At 76.7% G+C, this 17969-nt stretch carries 18 protein-coding genes; 9 read left to right on the top strand and 9 right to left on the bottom strand.

What is annotated here, in order from left to right; all coding sequences use genetic code 11:
* Nucleotides 1–568: 568 nt before the first annotated feature.
* Together ITJ85_RS17090 and ITJ85_RS03500 are read right to left on the bottom strand one after the other, a co-directional pair.
* Nucleotides 569–1777 (bottom strand): diguanylate cyclase, encoded by a 1209-nt coding sequence (locus ITJ85_RS17090; RefSeq protein ID WP_246496358.1) that lies wholly within the window; start codon nucleotides 1775–1777, stop codon nucleotides 569–571.
* Nucleotides 1687–3216: a GAF domain-containing protein gene (locus tag ITJ85_RS03500; RefSeq protein ID WP_217914972.1), complete on the bottom strand. Its 1530-nt coding sequence runs from the start codon at nucleotides 3214–3216 to the stop codon at nucleotides 1687–1689. The genes ITJ85_RS17090 and ITJ85_RS03500 overlap by 91 nt, the downstream gene beginning before the upstream one ends.
* A gap of 113 nt (nucleotides 3217–3329) precedes the next feature.
* On the opposite strand from ITJ85_RS03500, the gene ITJ85_RS03505 reads away from it, so the two are divergent.
* A complete protein-coding gene (locus ITJ85_RS03505; RefSeq protein ID WP_217914973.1) occupies nucleotides 3330–4718 on the top strand; it encodes an MBL fold metallo-hydrolase in 1389 nt (462 codons plus the stop codon).
* On the opposite strand, the gene ITJ85_RS03510 is transcribed toward ITJ85_RS03505, so the two are convergent.
* From ITJ85_RS03510 to ITJ85_RS03525, 4 genes are read right to left on the bottom strand one after another with little or no spacing between them, the layout of a single operon-like run.
* Nucleotides 4715–5404: an ABC transporter ATP-binding protein gene (locus ITJ85_RS03510; protein WP_217914974.1), complete on the bottom strand. Its 690-nt coding sequence runs from the start codon at nucleotides 5402–5404 to the stop codon at nucleotides 4715–4717. The two genes, ITJ85_RS03505 and ITJ85_RS03510, sit on opposite strands and share 4 nt — an antisense overlap.
* Nucleotides 5405–5448: 44 nt before the next feature.
* A complete protein-coding gene (locus tag ITJ85_RS03515) occupies nucleotides 5449–6561 on the bottom strand; it encodes an ABC transporter permease (protein ID WP_217914975.1) in 1113 nt (370 codons plus the stop codon).
* Nucleotides 6558–7676 carry an FtsX-like permease family protein gene (locus ITJ85_RS03520; RefSeq protein WP_217914976.1) on the bottom strand — a complete coding sequence of 373 codons (1119 nt, stop codon included), beginning with the start codon at nucleotides 7674–7676 and terminating at the stop codon, nucleotides 6558–6560. Before ITJ85_RS03520 ends, ITJ85_RS03515 begins: the two co-directional genes overlap by 4 nt.
* A gap of 38 nt (nucleotides 7677–7714) precedes the next feature.
* Nucleotides 7715–8653: an aldo/keto reductase gene (locus ITJ85_RS03525; RefSeq protein ID WP_217914977.1), complete on the bottom strand. Its 939-nt coding sequence runs from the start codon at nucleotides 8651–8653 to the stop codon at nucleotides 7715–7717.
* 135 nt (nucleotides 8654–8788) lie between these two features.
* On the opposite strand from ITJ85_RS03525, the gene ITJ85_RS03530 reads away from it, so the two are divergent.
* The 8 genes from ITJ85_RS03530 to ITJ85_RS03565 all read left to right on the top strand — a co-directional run bounded on the left by ITJ85_RS03530 (nucleotide 8789) and on the right by ITJ85_RS03565 (nucleotide 15558).
* A complete protein-coding gene (locus ITJ85_RS03530) occupies nucleotides 8789–9241 on the top strand; it encodes a YtoQ family protein (RefSeq protein WP_217914978.1) in 453 nt (150 codons plus the stop codon).
* 515 nt (nucleotides 9242–9756) lie between these two features.
* Nucleotides 9757–10110: an ArsR/SmtB family transcription factor gene (locus tag ITJ85_RS03535; protein WP_217914979.1), complete on the top strand. Its 354-nt coding sequence runs from the start codon at nucleotides 9757–9759 to the stop codon at nucleotides 10108–10110.
* Nucleotides 10107–10361 (top strand): DUF2892 domain-containing protein, encoded by a 255-nt coding sequence (locus ITJ85_RS03540; protein ID WP_217914980.1) that lies wholly within the window; start codon nucleotides 10107–10109, stop codon nucleotides 10359–10361. The genes ITJ85_RS03535 and ITJ85_RS03540 overlap by 4 nt, the downstream gene beginning before the upstream one ends.
* A gap of 5 nt (nucleotides 10362–10366) precedes the next feature.
* Nucleotides 10367–12484, top strand: coding sequence for an MMPL family transporter (locus ITJ85_RS03545; RefSeq protein ID WP_217914981.1), 2118 nt, complete (start codon nucleotides 10367–10369; stop codon nucleotides 12482–12484).
* Nucleotides 12484–12822 (top strand): rhodanese-like domain-containing protein, encoded by a 339-nt coding sequence (locus ITJ85_RS03550; RefSeq protein ID WP_217914982.1) that lies wholly within the window; start codon nucleotides 12484–12486, stop codon nucleotides 12820–12822. Before ITJ85_RS03545 ends, ITJ85_RS03550 begins: the two co-directional genes overlap by 1 nt.
* Nucleotides 12819–14213 (top strand): MBL fold metallo-hydrolase, encoded by a 1395-nt coding sequence (locus tag ITJ85_RS03555; RefSeq protein ID WP_217914983.1) that lies wholly within the window; start codon nucleotides 12819–12821, stop codon nucleotides 14211–14213. The genes ITJ85_RS03550 and ITJ85_RS03555 overlap by 4 nt, the downstream gene beginning before the upstream one ends.
* A gap of 5 nt (nucleotides 14214–14218) precedes the next feature.
* On the top strand, nucleotides 14219–15013 hold the full coding sequence (locus ITJ85_RS03560) for a sulfite exporter TauE/SafE family protein (RefSeq protein WP_217914984.1): 795 nt from the start codon (nucleotides 14219–14221) through the stop codon (nucleotides 15011–15013).
* Between the two features lie 26 nt (nucleotides 15014–15039).
* The gene (locus tag ITJ85_RS03565; protein WP_217914985.1) at nucleotides 15040–15558 is read left to right on the top strand and encodes an OsmC family protein; all 519 of its coding nucleotides are present in this window, start codon (nucleotides 15040–15042) and stop codon (nucleotides 15556–15558) included.
* A gap of 29 nt (nucleotides 15559–15587) precedes the next feature.
* Here ITJ85_RS03565 and ITJ85_RS03570 read toward each other — a convergent pair whose 3' ends face one another.
* The 3 genes from ITJ85_RS03570 to ITJ85_RS03580 all read right to left on the bottom strand — a co-directional run bounded on the left by ITJ85_RS03570 (nucleotide 15588) and on the right by ITJ85_RS03580 (nucleotide 17928).
* Entirely contained in the window at nucleotides 15588–16031 is a 444-nt protein-coding gene (locus tag ITJ85_RS03570; RefSeq protein ID WP_217914986.1) for a DUF1801 domain-containing protein, read from the bottom strand.
* A 139-nt stretch (nucleotides 16032–16170) separates the two neighbouring features.
* A complete protein-coding gene (locus ITJ85_RS03575; RefSeq protein WP_217914987.1) occupies nucleotides 16171–16440 on the bottom strand; it encodes a zinc ribbon domain-containing protein in 270 nt (89 codons plus the stop codon).
* Between the two features lie 129 nt (nucleotides 16441–16569).
* Nucleotides 16570–17928, bottom strand: a complete 1359-nt coding sequence (locus ITJ85_RS03580; RefSeq protein ID WP_217914988.1) for an FAD-binding oxidoreductase — start codon at nucleotides 17926–17928, stop codon at nucleotides 16570–16572.
* Nucleotides 17929–17969 lie beyond the last annotated feature (41 nt).

A 17969-nucleotide genomic window follows, 5' to 3' on the forward strand; every position in this document is an offset into this window, starting at 1 on the left:
CGTCAGCCGCCCGGCGCGCCGTGGTCGGGCGAACGGCGCGCCGAGGCCGGACCGGGCGTGCCGGGAGGCGCGTGACGCGGACCCCGGGCGATCACGGACGGGCTCGCCGCGGGCGTCCCCGCCGGCCCCGGCGATGGGACGACGAGCCCCTCGGCGGGCGCGGCCGGGACGCCCGCCGGCTCCGATCCCGCGCCTGGCCGGAGTGCAGGCGCGGCCGTCGCCGGTCCACCGGCTGGGTGATCGTGATCCCATGCGCCCGCGCGAGCTGGATCAGCGCCCCCGCCTCGTGGAGGCCGTCGCCCGCCGCGAGCGCGGCGGCTGCCGGGGCGCGGCGCTCCATCTCGGCGCCGGGGGCGAGCGTGACGAGCGCCCTCGCGCGCGCCGGTCCATCCGCCGACGGCGACGGCCCCGCGCCCCGCCCCGACCATCTGGCGCTGCTGCTGCCGCGGGAGCCGGTCCGCATCGCGTCCGCCCGCCTGCACGAGCACGTCGCGGCGGCGCCGTCACGATGCGCCGCCTGCGCGAGCAGCTCGTGGCGCTCACCGGGGCGCTGTGCCCCCGGCGCCGCTCAGGCGGTCACGGGTCGGCGCTCCGCCGCGACCGGGCCGCCGGGCGGGACGAGCAGCGGCCGGGGGAGCCGGCCGAGCGCGGCGACGATGCGCGGCTCGAACTGGGCGCCGGCGGTCGCCCGGCACTCCTCGAGCGCCGCCTCCCATGAGATCGCCGAGCGGTAGCTGCGCGAGGCCGTCATCACGTCGAGCGCGTCGGCGAGAGCGAGGATGCGGGCGCCCTCCGGGATGGCCGCGCCGGCGAGCGCGTCCGGGTAGCCGCGGCCGTCCCAGCGCTCGTGGTGGCCGCGCACCCATGCCGTCTGCTCGGCGGACAGGATCTCGCCCGCGATGTCGGCGCCGAGGGCGGCGTGCTGCTTGACCTGCTCGTACTCGGCGGCCGTCAGGGCGGCGGGCTTGGCGAGGACGGCGTCCGGCACGCCGATCTTGCCGACGTCGTGGACCAGGCCGGCCTCGTGGAGCAGCGCGGTGCGCTCCGGCGGCCAGCCGATCACCTCGGCGATGCCGGCGGCCAGCGCGGCGACGCGCTCGGAGTGGCGCTGCGTGTGGGGGTCCTTCGCGTCGACCGCGCGGGCGAGCGCCCGCAGCGCGGCGAGCGCCTGGGAGCGCTCCAGCCGGCGCGCCCGCTCCTCGGCGGACAGCACCTCGACGACCGCGGGCGAGTAGCGGCACGAGGCGTCGCGGCCGTGCGCCTTGGCCCAGTAGAGGGCCCCGTCGGCGAGCGCGTACAGCTCGGCGGCGCCCGAGGCGTGCTCCGTGTCGCAGACGCCCGCGGAGACCGTGAGGCCCCCGCCGCCCGGCCCGCGGAGCCGGGCGATCGCGGCCCGCGCCCGCTCGGCGCCGGCGAAGGCGCTCGCGGCGTCGGTCTCGGGCATGAGCCAGGCGAACTCCTCGCCGCCCACGCGGGCGACCACGTCGCCCGCGCGCACGAGCGTCCGCAGGGCGTCGGCGACGTCGATCAGCACCCGGTCGCCGGCCTGGTGGCCGTGGACGTCGTTGATGCGCTTGAAGTGGTCGAGGTCGAGCAGCACCAGCGACAGCGGGCGGCCGTGGCGCCGGGCGCGCTCCCACTCGTCGGCCAGCCGCTCGTGGAAGGTGCGGTGGTTGGCGATGCCCGTCAGCGGGTCGGTGGCCGCGCGATCGGCGAGCTGGCGCCGCGCGTCGGCGTTGGCGATGGCGAGGCCGACGAGCTCGGCGAACCCGGCCAGGCGGCGTCGGCGTCGGCGTCCGCGTCGGCCGCCGCGCCGGTGTCGCCGGAGCGGTCGACCACGCTGATCGCGCCCCACAGTCGCCCGCCGGCCAGCACCGGGGCCGCCACGCCGCGGCGCATGCCCTGGTCGCGCAGCTGCGCGGTGATGTGGTCGTCGCCCGCCCCCGAGTAGCGGACGCTCGCGGAGCGGCCGGTCCGCGCGACCTCGGACAGCGCCGTCGAGCCGTCGAGGGGGATGCGCCGCGCGAAGGGGACGTCCGCCGCGCCCCAGTACCCCACCACGGCGGCCTCGCCGCCCTCGATGCGGCAGACCGCCGCGGCCTGGCCGCCGAGCAGCCCGGCGGCCTCCTCGGCGACGAGGTCGAAGAGCACCTCGGGATCGCGCCCCTGCGCCACGGCGGTGGCCACGCGGCGCAGCACGGTCTGCTCGCCGGCGAGCGCCCGGTTGCGGGCCTCGCTGGCCCGCAGGCGCTCCTCGGCGCGCTGACGGTCGGTGACGTCGATCATGGCGCCCGAGTAGCGCAGCGGCCGGCCCGCGGGGTCCCAGACGTCCGGCTCGGCGTGGCCGTCGAGGATCAGCTCGCGTCCGTCGGGGTGCCGCCAGCGGAAGCGGATGTCCATCGGCCCGCCGCCGGCGGCGGCGCGACGGCCCTCGGCCGCCAGCCGGGCGCGGTCGGCCGGCGGGATGTGGGCGCGCTTCACCTCCTGCGTGATCCGGTCGGCCGGGATCCCCAGCACGTGGAGCGTGCCGCTCGAGTAGTGCGACTCGCCGGTGACCGTGTTCCAGCTCCAGGTGTAGATGCGCGCCACGCGCTGCCCGCGCGCCATGGCCTCCTCGGCGGCCTGGGCCCGGGCGAGGGCCTCGCGCGCGGCGATGAGGGCGGCGCGCGTCTCGGCCTGGCGCCCGGCCGCGGCCACGGCGGGGGCGGCGAGCGCGGCCAGCGCCAGGGCGGTGGAGCGCTCGCGCCCGCCGACCGCCCGGGGCGACGCCCACGAGACGAACAGGTGGCCGATGTCGGGCGCGCCGGGGGGCGCGGCGGGGTCGTGCAGCCGCACGCAGAGCAGCGCGCCCACCCCGAGCGCGGCCGCCACGCCGGGCGGGATGAGGGGTGATCGGGCGACATCCTCCACGGCGATCAGCGCGGCCGGGTCGGCGCGCACGGCGCGCCACACGGGCAGGTCCTCGGCGAGGGCGCCGACCGCGCCGAGCACGAGCGCTCGCCGCCGCGGGTCCTCCTCCGTCGTGTGCACCGAGACCACCCGCTGGTCCGGGGAGCTCGTGTAGCAGGTGGCTCGGTCCGCGCCCAGCGCGCGGCGCGCCGCGGCGGCCACCGCGTCGAGGGCCGCGTCGCGTCCGGGCCGCTCCGAGAAGAGGGCCGCCGCGAGGTCGGCCACGACCCGCTCGGGGCCCGCGGCGGTCTGGTCGCTCGCGCGCATGGATTTCGTATCGGCAGGCCGTCCGGAAAGTGCAGCGCCGCGCAGGACGCGGGTATCGTCGCCCCGGGCGGCCCGTCCGCCCGGCGTCCCGGACCCGTCCCGGAGGGCAGCCCGTGATCTTCCGCCAGCTCACCCACGACGACCTCGGCTGCGCGAGCTACCTGATCGGGGACGACGACGCGGGCGTCGCAGCGGTCGTCGACCCGCGGCTCGACATCGACGAGTACCTGCGCCTGGCCCGCTACCTCGGGGTGCGCATCGAGCACGTCATCGAGACCCACACCCACGCCGACCACGTCTCCGGCCACGGCCGGCTGGTGGCCGCGACGGGGGCGACCATCCACATCCACCGCGACGCGGCGCCCGCGTACGACCACGAGCCGATCGACGAGGGCTGGGAGCTGCGCCTGGGGGCGCTGGCCGTGCGCGCGCTGCACACCCCGGGCCACCGGCCGGAGCACACGGCGTTCACGCTGACCGACACCGGCCGCAGCGACGAGCCCTGGGCGGTGCTCACCGGCGACTCGCTCTTCGTCGGCGACATCGCCCGCCCGGACCTCGCGGTCGACCGCGAGGAGGGCGCGCGCGGCATCTTCCGGTCGCTCCGCGGGGCGCTGCTGCCGCTGCCCGACACGGTGGAGGTGTGGCCGGGCCATCTCGGCGGCTCGATGTGCGGCGGCCCCGGCATGGACCTCAAGATCTGCTCGACGATCGGCTTCGAGCGGGCCACCCAGGACCTGCTCGGCATCGCCGACGAGGACGCGTTCGTGGAGCGGGCGCTGGCCGGCCTCGGGCCGCAGCCGCCCAACTTCCGCGCCATCGTGGAGCTCAACCGCGGCCCGCTGCTGCGCGAGCCGCTCGACGCCCACCCCCTCACCCCGCGCCAGGTGCGGGCGGCCGCCGCCGACGGCGCGCTGGTCGTGGACGTGCGCACCGGCTTCCAGTTCGACGAGGCGCACGTGCCGGGCGCGGTCAACATCACGATCCGCCGGGCGGGGTTCGGCTCGAAGCTCGCCTGGATCGCCCAGCCGGGGCAGCCGCTGGTCTTCGCGGGGCGCGACGACGAGACGGCGCTGCAGGCCGCCGGGCTCGCCGCGGCGGTCGGCGTGCGCGAGGTCGCGGGCTACCTGTCCGGCGGCATGACCGCGTGGCGCGACGAGCGGCTGCCCGTGGAACGCGTCGCCCGCATCGACGTGCCGGGCCTGCACGAGCGCTGGCGCGCCGGCGACGGCGTGCAGGTGCTCGACGTGCGGGAGCGCGCCGAGTGGGAGGCGGGACACATCCCCGGCTCGGTGCACATGCCGTACCACGACGTGCGCGGGGTGCCGGCGGGCATCGACCCGGCCCGCCCCGTGGCGGTCGTCTGCGGCTCGGGTCAGCGCTCCGCCGTGGCCACGGGCCTGCTGCGGCGCGGCGGCGTGCGCGAGCCGCTCCACGTGGTGGACGGCGGGGTGCCGGCCTGGGCCCGCGCGGGCTGGCCGATCGCGACCGGCGGGGCCTAGCGGTCGATCAGCCGGCCGTCCGTGATCGTCACGACGCGGTCGGCGTAGTGGGTGATGCGGTCGTCGTGGGTGACGATGATCGCCGCGGTGCCGCGCGACTTCATCTCGTCGCGGATGAGGTGCACGACCTGGTCGCCGAGCTGCGTGTCGAGCGCGGAGGTGGGCTCGTCGAACAGCACGAGATCGGGCTCGTTCATGAGCGCCCGCCCGATCGCCACGCGCTGGCGCTGGCCGCCCGACAGCTGCGCCGGCATGGCGCCGGCCTTGTCGGCCAGGCCGAGCTCCTCGAGCAGCTGGTCCGCCCGCTCCCTCGCCCTGCGTCCAGTGCGCGGCCCCAGCTCGTCCACCACCAGCAGGTTCTCGCGGGCGGTGAGGAACGGGACCAGGTTGACCGTCTGGAAGACGAAGCCGACCGACGTGCGCCGGAACTCCGTGAGCTCCTTCGGCCCATAGCCGGAGATGTCCCGGCCGCCGACCTCCACCCGCCCATCGGTGGTCTGCAGCAGGCCGCCGGCGATGGAGCAGAGGGTCGTCTTGCCCGACCCCGACGGGCCCACGAGCGCGATGATCTCGTCGCCGGCCACGGTCAGGTCGACGTGGTCGAGGGCCACGACCTCGTCGTCGCCGCTGCGGAAGACCTTGCGCACGGCCTCCATGCGCAGCGCGGGGGTCGGCTCGGTGCTCATCTGCGCTCCGTGTCGGGGGGAGGAGGGGGTCGGGCCACGGCCGCTCACTGCTCGCCCCCGATCGCGCGCGCGGGGTCGATGCGCAGCACGCGGCGCAGCGAGAAGGCGCAGCCGACGGCGGCGGCCAGCACGAGGTAGCCCACGTTGGCGGCAAGGCGGACGGGGCTGGCGAGGAACGGCAGCGAGCCCGCGGGCAGCGCGGCGTCGATCGCCAGCGAGGCGGCCACGCCGATCGCCGAGGCGATCAGCGTCACCACGAGCGCCTGCAGCAGCACCCCGGCGAACAGGGTGCCGGACCCGGCGCCGATCGCCTTCAGCACGCCGTAGAGGGCGGTCCGCTCCACGGTGATCAGCGCGAAGAAGAGCGCCACCACGACCAGCGCGATGATGACCGTCACGCCGATGATCTGGGTGAAGACGGTGCGCTGTTGCGACACGCCGGGCAGCGCGTCGATGGCGCCGTCGATCGTCAGCGTCGAGGTGGCCCCGCCGGTCGCGCGGTCGATCGCCTCGGGCGCGGGCGCCGCCCCCGAGCCGTCGCCCACCACGAGGGCCTGCACGACGCCGTCGCCCACCCGCTCGCCGGGCCGGTTGGCGCCCACCACCTCGCGCCAGGTGGCGAGCGAGCCCCACAGCGTGCCCTGGCCGGCGTAGCGGCTGTCCTCGACGAAGCCCACCACCTCGACCGGGGTGCGGGCGGCGCCCAGCCGGATGACGTCGCCCTCGTCCACGCCCTCGGCGCGCAGGGTGTCGTCGGCGTAGACCCGGCCGTCCGGCGGCGGGCCGCCGTCGATGCCCTCCGGCGCGGCCTCGAAGCCGAACAGCACCACGGGCACCAGGTCGCGCGGGCCGCGGCCCTCCAGGCGCGCGCCGAGCTGCACGCTGCCGAGGCCGGCCACCCGCGCGCCGTCCGCCGCCTGCTCCACCCGCGCGCGCTCCTCCGGGGTCAGGCGGCTGCGCACCAGCGACTCCTCGGCGGCGTCCGAGTACACGATCAGGTCCGCCTGCTGGGCGCGCAGCGCGCCGGTGCTGCCGGCGATCAGCCCGTCGAGCAGGCCGCCGAGGAACATCAGCAGCAGCGCGATGAGGGTGAGGATCGCGGTGGTCACGCCGAAGCGCCCCGGCCGCCGGCGCATCTCGCGCAGAGCGAGCCTCATCGCGCGCCCCCGCCGGTCGTCGCCTCGACCGGGTCGATGGCCAGCACGCGGCGGGCGGCGACCAGCGCGCTCAGCAGCCCCAGCACCAGCAGCAGCGCGACCCACGCCGCCACGGCGCGGGCGTCGAAGCTCAGCGCCACCGAGCCGAGCGAGCGCTGCGACAGCGGCGCGTAGAGCAGCACCCCGATCAGCGAGCCGCCGCCGATCACGATCAGCACCTGGACGAGCAGCGCGCGCACGAGCGCTCCGGCCGGCGCGCCGACCGCCCGCAGCAGGGTCAGCGCCCGCGACTTCTGGAAGGTGATGATGAGGAAGAAGAGGCCGGTGACGAGCGGCACCACCAGCGCGAACAGCAGCAAGATCATGTCGAAGGAGCGGCGCACCTCGGCCACGCCGGGCGCCTCGCCGGCCGCCCGGGCGCGCGTCAGCGCGTCGGCCTCGGGCGAGGCCGCGTTGATCCGCCGCGTCAGCTCCTCGTCGGTGACGCCGGCGGCGGGGCGGACGCCGATCGCGCTCGGGGGCACGACCGTCGCGTCGGGGTTGGCGGCCCGGGTCGCGGCGACGTAGTCCGGCCAGGCGACGAACAGGGTGGGGGTCACCTGGATCTGCGCGTCCTCCGTGAGGCCGACCACCCGGATGTCCGGCCCCTCGCCCGGCGTCACAAGCCGCACCCGGTCGCCGACCGCGAAGTCGCCGGCGCTGCCCACCGCCTCGCCCGGGGCGCGCGGCATGCGGCCCTCGCTCAGCTCGTCCGGGCCCCCGAGCGACGGCCGGTCGAACCCGATCAGCGCGGCGTCCGACCGCCCGGCCTCGTCGCCCACCACGGCCGTGAACGTGCCCTGGCCGATGCGGCCCGCCTCCGCCACGCCGTCGACCGCGCGCACGGCGCGCTCCAGCCGCGGCGGCACCACGCTGCCCTGCAGGGTGCGCTGCCCGTCGACCGAGTACACCAGCACGGGCGCCGACTGGCGCTCGATCGCGCCCACGAACGCGCGCACCAGCCCGCTCTGCAGCGCCTGCTGGACCAGGATCAGGAACATGAGCAGCGCGACGGCGGCCACGAGCAGGCCGAAGCGGGCCTTGGCGCGCCGGATCTCGCGGAGGGCCAGGAACACGGCTCAGCCGTCCCGGCCGGGGCGGCGCGGGTGCGCGGTCAGTTCCAGCGCAGGCCCGACCGCCGCGCCCAGTACGCGGCGCTGTCCTCGCGCAGCGGCGCGAGCCGCCGCTCGAGCTCGTCCGACCAGGCCACCGCCTCGGCGCCGAGGTTGCTGCGCAGCGTCGGCACGCTCGCGGCGCCGCTCAGCACCACGCCGGCCCAGGGCCGGGCCAGGGCCGCCGCCAGGGCGAGCGCGTCCGGCGTCGTGCCCGCGTCGGCCGCGGCCTCCCCGAGCAGGGGCGACGGCTCGCGTCCCGCGAGGCGCCCGTTGGCGAGCGCCTCCTTCACGTACACCCGCAGGCCGGCCGCGTGCGCCCGCTCCAAGGCGCCCTCGGCGGCGCGCTCGTGCAGGTTCCACGTCGCCTGCACGCTGTCGAAGGCCTCCAGCTCCAGCGCCCGCCCGATCGTCTCGGCCTGGCTCGTGCCGCTCACGGTGACGCCGACCGCCACGCCCGACGCGCGCAGCGCGGCGAGCTCGGCCAGCACCGCGTCGTCCTCCAGCACGCCGCTCTCGGGCGTCGCGGAGTGGATCTGGTAGAGCGCCAGCCAGTCGCCCAGCAGCCCGCGCGTCTCGCCGATCTGCCGCCGCAGCGTGTCGACGTCGTGGTGCTTCACCTCGGGCGGATCGGCGTCCACCCGCCAGCCCGCCGTGTAGACGTAGCCCCACTTGGAGCTCACGACCACGTCCTGCGGCCGGCGCAGGCGCAGCCACTCCCCGAGGAACTCCTCGGCCCGCCCGTAGGAGCGCGCCGCGTCGAAGGCGCGCACGCCGGCCTCGTAGGCCGCGTCGAGCACCTCGTGGGCCCGGCGCCGCATGCCCTCGACGGAGCGGTCCTCCCCCAGGTCGGCGCCGTGGCCGAGGTTGAGGTACCCGGGCCGCCCCAGCGCGGCGAGGCCAAGCCCGATCCGCGCCGGTGCCGCCTGGGACCCGCTCACGGGGCCGTGGGTGGAGCGCTCGTCATCGTCGCGTCAGGTTCCCCCCCCGCCCGCATCCTGCACACGCCGGGGACGATGACAGATGGAGGGCCGGCGCTCCCCCGGTGGCCCGGCCCGGGGGCGTAGGATGCCGCGGTGCCCTGGCAGGTCCACCTCTCAGGCGAGATCCACTCGGACTGGCGCGAGCGCATCGAGCAGGGCGCGGCGGCAGCCGGCCTGGACGTCGTGTTCACCGCCCCGGTGACCGACCACGCGGCATCCGACGCGGCCGGCACGGCGGTCTTCGGCGACCAGGGGCGCCCCTTCTGGGACGACCACGTCGGGGCCGGCGTCAACGCGATCCGCACGCGGATCCTCATCGAGCGGGCGGACGTGGTCGTGGTGCGGTTCGGCGAGCGCTACCGGCAGTGGAACGCCGCCTTCGACGCCGGCTACGCGGCCGCGCTCGGCACGCCGCTGATCACCCTGCACCCGCCCGAGCACGACCACGCGCTGAAGGAGGTCGACCGCGCGGCGCTGGCCGTCGCGCGCGAGCCCGAGCAGGTGGTCGAGGTGCTGCGCTACGCGCTGGGGGACGCGCCGGCGTAGCCGCCGCGGCACCGGGTCGTCCGGTCGCCCCGGCCGGCCGCGGGCGGCCGGGGTGGGGAGAGGTTCGCCCTGCCGATCCCGCCCCGCTCGCGAGGGGGGTGGCCGGTGGTCAACCGCGGGCGGCCGGCCCGCGCGCCGGCGCCGCGTGACCGCGACCGCCACCGTCGCGGACCCGGCCGGCGGCCGAGGCGGTGGGCGACGCCGGGGCGGGGGCTGGAGCCGGCCCGGCGGCGCGGCTCCGCCGTCTCCGCCGCGGCTGGGGGAGGTCCTCCCCGGCTGGGCGCCCCTGTGCGCGACGAGGCGCGACGTCGTCGTCGCGGCCCTCCGTGCGGCCCGGCGGCAGGGCGCGCCGGCCCTCGCGCGGCGCGCGGCCGCGACCCTGCGCCCGCGACCCTGCGGCCTCGTTGGCGCAGGGTCGCCCCGGGCGGGCCCGCGGCCTGACCGACGCCCGGGCCGGGCGGCGCGGCGGGCAGCGCGCTGTTGCAGCACAACCACACGGTGGTACAGTTGTGCGCATGACCGAACCAGTCGCGATCCCACACCCCCTCCCGGAGCCGCTCGTCGAGCTCATCGCGCAGCGCTTCCGGGTGATCGGCGAGCCCATGCGCATCCGCCTGCTCGACGCGCTGCGCGACGGGCCGCGCACCGTCAACGAGCTCACCGAGGCGCTCGGCGCCACCCAGCAGAACGTCTCCAAGCACGTCGGCGTGCTGGCGCAGGCCGGCATCGTCGCCCGTCGGCGGGACGGCAACCGCGTCCGCTGCTCGATCGCCGACGACACCATCTTCGAGCTCTGCGAGCTGGTCTGCGGCGGCCTGCGCCGGCAGGTCGCCGAGCTCGACGAGCTGCTCGCCGGGGGTGCCGCATGAGCGCCCCCTGCGCCCCGTCCGGCGGCCCGCGCATCGAGCGCCTGCTGTTCGCGCTGGCCGGCACGGTCACGCTGGCGAGCGTGGCCCTCGCCGTCCTCGTGACGCCGTGGTTCCTGCTGCTGACCGTGTTCGTCGGCCTCAACCAGTGGCTGTACGCCGCGGTCGGCGCCTGCCCCGCCTCCCTCATCCTCACGCGGCTCCTCGGTGCGGGGGCCGCCCCCCGCACTCCGCCCACCTCCCAGCCCAGGTGATGCCGATGTCGTCCTCCGCCTCCTACGGTCCGATCGGCCGCCTCGGCCGATGGACCGCGAGCCACTTCCGCCTCGTCGCCATCGCCTGGGCGGTGATCGCCGTCGGCCTCGGCGTGGTCGCGCCGAGGGCCGAGCACGCCCTGTCCGGCGCCGGCTGGGAGGCCGCCGGGTCCGAGTCGCTCAGCGTGCGCGAGACCGTCGACCGCGAGTTCGGCGGCCTGTCGTCGTCGGCGCTGATGGTCGTCGTGCACTCCGACGAGGCGACCGTCGCCGACCCCGCCTTCCGGTCGGTCGTCGCCGAGGCCCAGCGGACGCTGGCCGCCGACCCCCGGGTGACCGAGGTCGTGCCGCCGCGGCCGGGGCAGTCGATCTCGCGCGACGGGCACACCGCCGTCATCCAGGCGGGCGCCGGCACCGACTCCAACGAGATGGTGCGCGCCGCGGACGACCTCAAGGGGCCGCTCGCCGCGCTGCCGGCCGACGGCGTGCAGGTCTCCCTGACCGGCGCGTCCGGCATGTGGTCGGACTTCAACGAGGCCAACAAGGCCGCGATGATGACGTCCGAGCTGATCTCCTGGCCGGTGACCCTCGGCATCCTCCTGCTGGCCTTCGGCTCGCTCGTGGCCGCCGGCCTGCCGCTGATGCTCACCATCCTCGGCCTGGTCGCGTCGGCCGGCTCGCTGTACCTGGGCACCCAGCTCATGGACATCTCGATCTGGGCGATGAACTTCGCGCTGATGTTCGCGCTCGCGCTGGGCATCGACTACGCGCTGTTCATCGTCTACCGCTTCCGCGGGGCGTTCTTCGGCTCGGAGGAGCCCGTCGAGGACGCCGTGGCCGAGACCATGGACACGGCCGGCAAGGCGGTCCTGTTCTCCGGGCTCACCGTGCTGATCTCGCTGAGCGCGGTGCTGCTCGTGCCGTCGCCCGCCTTCCGCTCGATGGCGCTCGGCATCATGCTCTCGGTCATCTTCATCCTGGCGGCGACGCTGACGCTGCTGCCGGCGGTGCTCGCGAAGCTGGGCTCGCGGGTGGACAAGCTCTCGCTGCCGTGGGTGCACTCGGGCGAGCACCGCTCGCCCAGGTTCGCCGCCTGGGGCGAGCGGCTGTGGCGCCGTCCGGTCGCCTACGGCGCGGCGGCGGTCGTCGCCCTGGTCGCGCTGAGCATCCCGGTGTTCGGGCTGCAGACCGGCATGCCGTCCATCAAGGTCGTGCCCGAGGGCGACGGCTCCCGGGTCGCCTACGCCCAGGTGCAGGACGCCTTCGGCCCCGGCGCGCCCGGCTCCCTGCAGATCGTCGCGCCGGCGGCCGACGCGCAGCGGGTCGCCGCGGTCGCCCGGTCCGACGAGGGCGTGGCCCAGGTGATGCCCGCCATGTCCGGGCGCGGCGGCAGCGTGATGGTCCAGGTCGTGCCGCGGCACGACCCGTCGGACCCGGCGGTCGGCGCGACCATCGACCGCCTCCGCGACCAGCTGCCCGAGGGCGCGCTCGTCGGCGGCGCGGTGGCCGAGAACCACGACCTCGAGGGGGCGCTCGCCGCGAAGACGCCGCTCGTGATCGGCGTCGTGCTCGCGCTCGGCTTCCTGCTGCTGCTGGTCGCGTTGCAGGCGCCGATCCTCGCCGCGGTCGGCGTGGTGACGAACCTGCTGGCGGTCGGCGCGGCGTTCGGCGTCGCCCGGCTGATCTTCCAGGAGGGGCACCTGGCCGGCCTGCTCGGCCTGGAGCCGCAGGGCTTCCTCAACGCCTGGGCGCCGGTGTTCTTCTTCGCGATGGTCTTCGCCATCTCGATGGACTACACGGTGTTCCTGCTCTCCTCGGCCAAGGAGCACTGGGACCGCAGCAAGGACCCGCGCGAGGCCATGGTCGGCGGCGTCGCCCACTCCGGGCGCGTCGTCTTCGCCGCCGCCGCCGTGATGGTCGCCGTGTTCTTCACCTTCGCGCTGAGCGGCCCGCTGCCGCCGAAGGAGATGGGCGTCATCCTCGGCATCGCGGTCCTGCTCGACGCCCTGCTGGTGCGCCTGCTGCTCGTGCCGGTCGCCCTGCGGCTGCTGGGCCGGTGGGCGTGGTGGATGCCCAGGTCGCTCAGCCGCGTCCTGCCCGACGTCCGCTTCGGGCACGCGTGATGGGGCTGTTCACGCGCGGCCACTCGATCGACGTCGTCGAGGCCTCGGCCGGGCAGCGGTCCGGCCGGCTGGTCCTGGTCGACGTCCGCGAGCCCTCCGAGCGGGCGCGGGGCGCGGCGCCCGGATCGCGGCATCTGCCGCTCGGCCGGCTCGAGGAGGGCCTCGGCCGGCTGCCGGCCGACCGCCCCGTCGCGTTCATCTGCCAGAGCGGCCGCCGCTCGGCGATGGCCGCGGCGCTCGCGCGGCGCGTCGGTCTGGACGCCCGCAACGTGTCCGGCGGCATGCGGGCCTGGGAGCGCCACGGCCTGGACACGACCGTCCCCGGGGAGGCCCGATGATCTTCCGCCAGCTCACGCACGACGACCTCGGCTGCGCCAGCTACCTCATCGGCGACGAGGAGGCCGGCGTCGCCGCGGTCGTCGACCCCAGGCTCGACATCGACGAGTACCTGCGCCTGGCCCGCTACCTCGGCGTGCGCATCGAGCACGTCCTCGAGACCCACAACCACGCGGACCACGTCTCGGGGCACGGGCGGCTGGTCGCCGCGACCGGCGCGACCATCCACATCCACCGCGACGCGGCGCCCGACTACGACCACGAGCCGTTCGACGACGGCTGGGAGCTGCGCATCGGCGCGCTGACCGTCCGCGCGCTGCACACGCCCGGGCACCGCCCCGAGCACACCGCGTTCGCGCTCATCGACAGGGCGCGCTCGGACGAGCCGTGGGCGGTGCTGACCGGCGACACGCTGTTCGTCGGCGACATCGCCCGCCCCGACCTCGCCGTCGACACGGAGGAGGGCGCGCGCGGCATCTTCCACTCCCTCCACGACACGCTCATGCGCCTGCCCGACACCGCCGAGGTCTGGCCGGGGCACCTCGGCGGGTCGCTCTGCGGCGGACCGGGCATGGACCTCAAGGTGGCCTCGACGATCGGCTTCGAGCGCGCCAACCAGGAGCTGCTGCGCATCGCCGACGAGGACGAGTTCGTCGAGCGGACGACCTCGGCGCTCGGCCCGCAGCCGCCGAACTTCCGCAACATCGTCGCGCTCAACCGCGGCCCGCTGGTGAAGGAGTCCGTCGAGGCGCACCCGCTCACGCCGCGGCAGGTGCGGCAGGCGCGGGCGGACGGGGCCCTGGTGGTCGACGTGCGCACCGAGCGGCAGTTCGACGAGGCCCACATCCCGGGGGCGGTGTCCATCACCGCCCGCCGCGCCGGGTTCGGCTCGAAGCTGGCGTGGCTGGCGCGGCCCGAGCAGCCGCTCGTGCTGGTCGGCCGCGACGACGGCGACGCCGTCGCGGCCGCCCACCTCGCCGGCGCCGTCGGCCTGCGGAACGTCGCGGGCTACCTGGCCGGCGGCATGACCTCGTGGCGCGAGGAGACGCTCGACGTGGAGCGGACGGAGCGGATGACCGTGCCGGAGCTGCACGAGCGCTGGGAGCGCGACCGCGACGGGCTGCAGATCCTGGACGTCCGGGAGCGCAGCGAGTGGGACGACGGGCACATCCCCGGCTCCGTCCACCGGCCCTACCACGACATCCGCGGCGTGCCGGAGGGCATCGACCCCGCCGGGCCGGTCGCGGTCGTCTGCGGCTCGGGCCAGCGCTCCGCCGTGGCCGCGAGCCTGCTGCAGGCCCTCGGCGCAGGGCGGGTCATCCACGTCGTCGACGGCGGCGTTCCGCTGTGGGAGCGCGAGGGCTGGCCGACCGAGCGGTCCGTGACGAGCTGACCGGCGTGCTGCTGGCCATCCCGTTCGGGCTCGCGATGGGGTTGGCCGTCGGCACGCTCGGGGGCGGCGGGTCCGTGCTCGCCGTCCCCATCCTGGTCTACGTCCTCGACCAGAGCGTCCCCGAGGCGACCACCGCCTCGCTCCTGGTGGTCGCCGTCGGCGCGGTCGCCGGCGGGCTGAGCCACGCGCGCGCCGGCCGCGTCTGCTGGCGCCACGCCGGCTCGTTCACCGCCGCGGCGGTGCCGGGCATCGCGCTCGGGACGCTCGCCGGCGAGGCCGTCGGCGGATCGCTGCTGCTCGGCGGCTTCGCCCTGGTGATGCTGGCCGCCGCGCACGCCACCTGGCGCAAGAGCGACGACCGGGGGCCGGAGCCCGACGGTCCCTGGGAGCGCACGGGCGCCTGCCCGCCGCTGCGCCTGCCGCGCGACATCGTCGCGGGGGCCGCGGTCGGGTTCCTCACCGGCCTGTTCGGCGTCGGCGGCGGGTTCCTGATCGTGCCGACGCTCGCGATCGCCCTCGCGTTCACCATGCGCACCGCGGTCGGCACCTCGCTGGCGATCATCACCGCCACGTCGCTGCTCGGCCTCGGCGCCCACCTGATCGCCGGGCGCTCGGCCGACGCCGACGTCACGACCGTCCTGGCGATCGCCTGCGCGGCCGGGGCCGTGGCCGGCGCCTCGATCGCCGGCCGCATCCCGCAGCGGCTGCTCGGCCGCGGCTTCGCGCTGCTCGTGGTCGCCGTGGCCGCGTACCTGCTCGTCTCCGTGGCGTTCCTCGGCGGCCCGCCGGGCGCGTCCTGAACTCCGACCACCCACCTGGAGGCACCATGCACAACGTCGACGTCGACGCCCTCAACGCGACCATCGCCAGGGCCACCGGCGATCCCGCCGCAGTCCGGCAGCCGGTGCGCTTCGAGGGCGAGTGGCAGACCGGCGGCGGCCCGCAGTTCACGGCGTCGATCCCCGTCCCGGGCGGCGACCCCGTCAGGTTCGAGGCCGACTTCCCGCCGCCCATGGGCGGCACCGGCTCGGCGCCCAACCCGCTCGCCTACTGCTTCTGGGGCGGCATGGCGTGCTACGCCATGACCTTCGCGCAGGAGGCCGCCCGCCAGGGCGTCGAGCTGCGGGGCCTGCGGGCGCGCGCGGAGGCCGAGGTCGACCAGTCGCGCGCGCTCGGCGTGACCGGCAACCCGCCGGTCGAGCGCATCGACTGGTACCTCGAGGTCGACGCCGACGCCCCCGCCGAGCGGCTGGAGGAGCTCAAGCGCCTGGCCGACGAGCGCTGCCCCGGCGCCTACTGCGTCCGCAACCCCGTCGAGCTCGCCACCCACCTCGAGCGCGCCTGACGACGGGCCGCCCGCCGGGCGCGGCGCCGCTACATCGCCACGCCCGGCAGGCGGCTCGCCTGCTCGATCCAGCCCACGAGGAGCCCCTCGTCGATCTCGTCGTCCTCGTGGATGTCGAGGTAGCGCACCTCCTCGTGCCTCGACCGCTTCGGCGGCAGGGGGTCGAGCGAGGCGCCGCGCAGGAACTGCACCTGGACGTACCTCGTGTAGCAGCGGACGGCGAGGAACCACCCGTCCGCGTCCTCCGCGCCGTAGAAGGGCTGGTTCCACTTGACCGCCTTGCGGACCCCGGGCACCGCGCCGGCGATCAGCCCGTCGAGCCGCTCGCCGACCGCCCGCTTCCAGCCGGGCATCGCCGCGATGTAGGTCTGCACCGGCCCGTCGCCCTCGCCCTTCGGCACCTGGGGGTTGCCGCCGGAGAGCAGCTTCGGCCCGTCGGTGGACCGCTCGGCGGCGTCGTCGCGCTTCGGCATGGCCTCCTCCGTCAGTCGCCGTGGCCGTCGCCCGGCGCCAGGGTGCCCTGGGGGCTCGACCCGGCGGCCCGGCCGTCACACCGTGGTGGTACCCGCGACTCCTCCGTCCCCGTGCGTGCCGCGGGACCGCCGCCGGCGGTCAGGGCCGGGGCATGCTCCGCATCGGCGCCGTCATCGGCAGGCCGCCCGGCATCCCGCCCGGCGGCCGGGCGCCCGGCGGGGCCGGGATCGGCGTCATCCCGCCCGGCCCGCTCCTGTCGAGCGTGATGGGGGTCGTCAGCGGCGCCGCGAAGACGCGCGGGGCGTCCTCGCCGCACTCCGGGCACGGGGCGCTGGAGGGCGCGGTGCCGAGCGGCAGGGTCAGCTCGAACACGCCGTCGCGCTCGCATCGGTAGTCGTAGCTCGCCATGGGCGCCACCCTACCCGTCCGGCGGGCCGCCCGCAGGCGGGCCGCCGGACGCCCCGGTCCCGCCGGCCCGGCCGGGACGCGGCCGGCGCCCACCCGGGCCGGCCGCGCACCGGTCGCCGGCAGCGGGCTTCAGGCGTGCTCCGCGGGCGGGATGTGGTGGTTGCCCCGGAAGAGGTCGTGCGGGTCGTAGAGCGCCTTGACCTCGCGCAGGCGCGCCCAGGTGGCCGGGTCGAAGAACGCGCTCGCGTCGGCCGGCTCCTCGACGAAGTTCGGGTAGTCGCCCACGTGGTGCGGCGCGACGGCGGCCGCGACCTGCGTCAGCTCGGCGGCCACCGGCTCCTCGGCGCCGGGGTGGGGGACGATCCCGAGGCCGAACAGCGCGATGCGTCCGGGCAGGGTCGCGCGCGCGCCGGCGCCGGGCTCGCGGCGGGCGAGCGCGCCGCCCATGTGCCGCAGCTGGAGCAGCGTGAGCGCCGAGCCGGGGCCGGCGATCCGGGTGAGCTCCTCGATCGCGGCCGGCGGCAGGTCGTCGAGCAGCGCGGTGGTCGTGCGATAGGGCAGCGGGTCGGGCGGGTCCATCGCCAGCTCGGCGAGCGCGATCGGCGGCTGGGTCGCGAAGCTGTCCATCTCGGGGCCCATGGCGCGCAGCGGCCGCAGCATCTCGCGCCCGTCGGCCTCCGTGCCGAGGAACGCCGCCATGACGGTCACGAACGACCGCCCGCGGACCGGCTCGGGCACCTCGGGCAGCGGCGGGAAGTGCATGACGCTCGCCCACGAGGTGATCTCCTCGGGGAGCCCCGGCAGCAGCCCGGTCCACGCCTGCAGCACCTCGGAGGCCCGCTCGACCGGGAAGAACATCGTGCCGGCGTAGAGCTCGCGCACGGGGTGGACCTCGAACTCGATCGCGGTGACGACGCCGAAGTTGCCGCCCCCGCCGCGCAGCGCCCAGAACAGGTCGGGCTCGTGCGCCGCGTCGGCCCGCACCAGGTGACCCTCGGCGGTGACCAGCTCGACGGCGGTGACCGCGTTCGCCTGCATGCCGTGCCTGCGGGCGAGCCAGCCGATGCCGCCGCCCAGCGAGTAGCCGACGATCCCGACGTCGGGCGAGGAGCCGTGCAGCGCGGCGAGCCCCAGCTCGGACAGCCGCGGCGTGACCGCCTCCCACTTCGTGGCCGCGCCGACGCGCATCCGGCGTGCCGCCGCGTTGATCGACACGCCGGTCAGCGCGGAGGTGTGCAGGATCAGCGTCCCCTCCAGCGACCCGAGCGGCCCGGGGTTGTGGCCCGTGGCCTGGGGCGCGACGCGCAGGCCGCGCCCGTGGGCGTACGCGATCACGGCGGCGACCTCGCGCTCGTCGGCCGGGAAGGCGATGGCCTCGGGCCGCTGGTCGATCAGCACGTTGAACGTCGCGCGGGCGGCGTTCCAGTCGGGGTCGCCGGGGCGGACGACGCGCCCGAGGCCCGCCGCGCTGTGGGTGGTGGTGCCCATCGGGGGCTCCTTTCGCTCGATGCCGGGGCCAGCATCCGCGC

The sequence above is a fragment of the Miltoncostaea marina genome (genome assembly GCF_018141525.1).
In the GTDB taxonomy this organism is placed as follows: domain Bacteria; phylum Actinomycetota; class Thermoleophilia; order Miltoncostaeales; family Miltoncostaeaceae; genus Miltoncostaea; species Miltoncostaea marina.

Coding starts and splice junctions, on each gene's coding strand:
- ITJ85_RS03570 (WP_217914986.1), bottom strand. CDS start 16,031: ATGCCGAAGCGCGACGACGCCGCCGAGCGGTCCACCGACGGGCCGAAG.
- ITJ85_RS03500 (WP_217914972.1), bottom strand. CDS start 3,216: ATGCGCGCGAGCGACCAGACCGCCGCGGGCCCCGAGCGGGTCGTGGCC.
- ITJ85_RS03550 (WP_217914982.1), top strand. CDS start 12,484: ATGGGGCTGTTCACGCGCGGCCACTCGATCGACGTCGTCGAGGCCTCG.
- ITJ85_RS03535 (WP_217914979.1), top strand. CDS start 9,757: ATGACCGAACCAGTCGCGATCCCACACCCCCTCCCGGAGCCGCTCGTC.
- ITJ85_RS03540 (WP_217914980.1), top strand. CDS start 10,107: ATGAGCGCCCCCTGCGCCCCGTCCGGCGGCCCGCGCATCGAGCGCCTG.
- ITJ85_RS03555 (WP_217914983.1), top strand. CDS start 12,819: ATGATCTTCCGCCAGCTCACGCACGACGACCTCGGCTGCGCCAGCTAC.
- ITJ85_RS03515 (WP_217914975.1), bottom strand. CDS start 6,561: ATGAGGCTCGCTCTGCGCGAGATGCGCCGGCGGCCGGGGCGCTTCGGC.
- ITJ85_RS03575 (WP_217914987.1), bottom strand. CDS start 16,440: ATGGCGAGCTACGACTACCGATGCGAGCGCGACGGCGTGTTCGAGCTG.
- ITJ85_RS03545 (WP_217914981.1), top strand. CDS start 10,367: ATGTCGTCCTCCGCCTCCTACGGTCCGATCGGCCGCCTCGGCCGATGG.
- ITJ85_RS03565 (WP_217914985.1), top strand. CDS start 15,040: ATGCACAACGTCGACGTCGACGCCCTCAACGCGACCATCGCCAGGGCC.
- ITJ85_RS03510 (WP_217914974.1), bottom strand. CDS start 5,404: ATGAGCACCGAGCCGACCCCCGCGCTGCGCATGGAGGCCGTGCGCAAG.
- ITJ85_RS03580 (WP_217914988.1), bottom strand. CDS start 17,928: ATGGGCACCACCACCCACAGCGCGGCGGGCCTCGGGCGCGTCGTCCGC.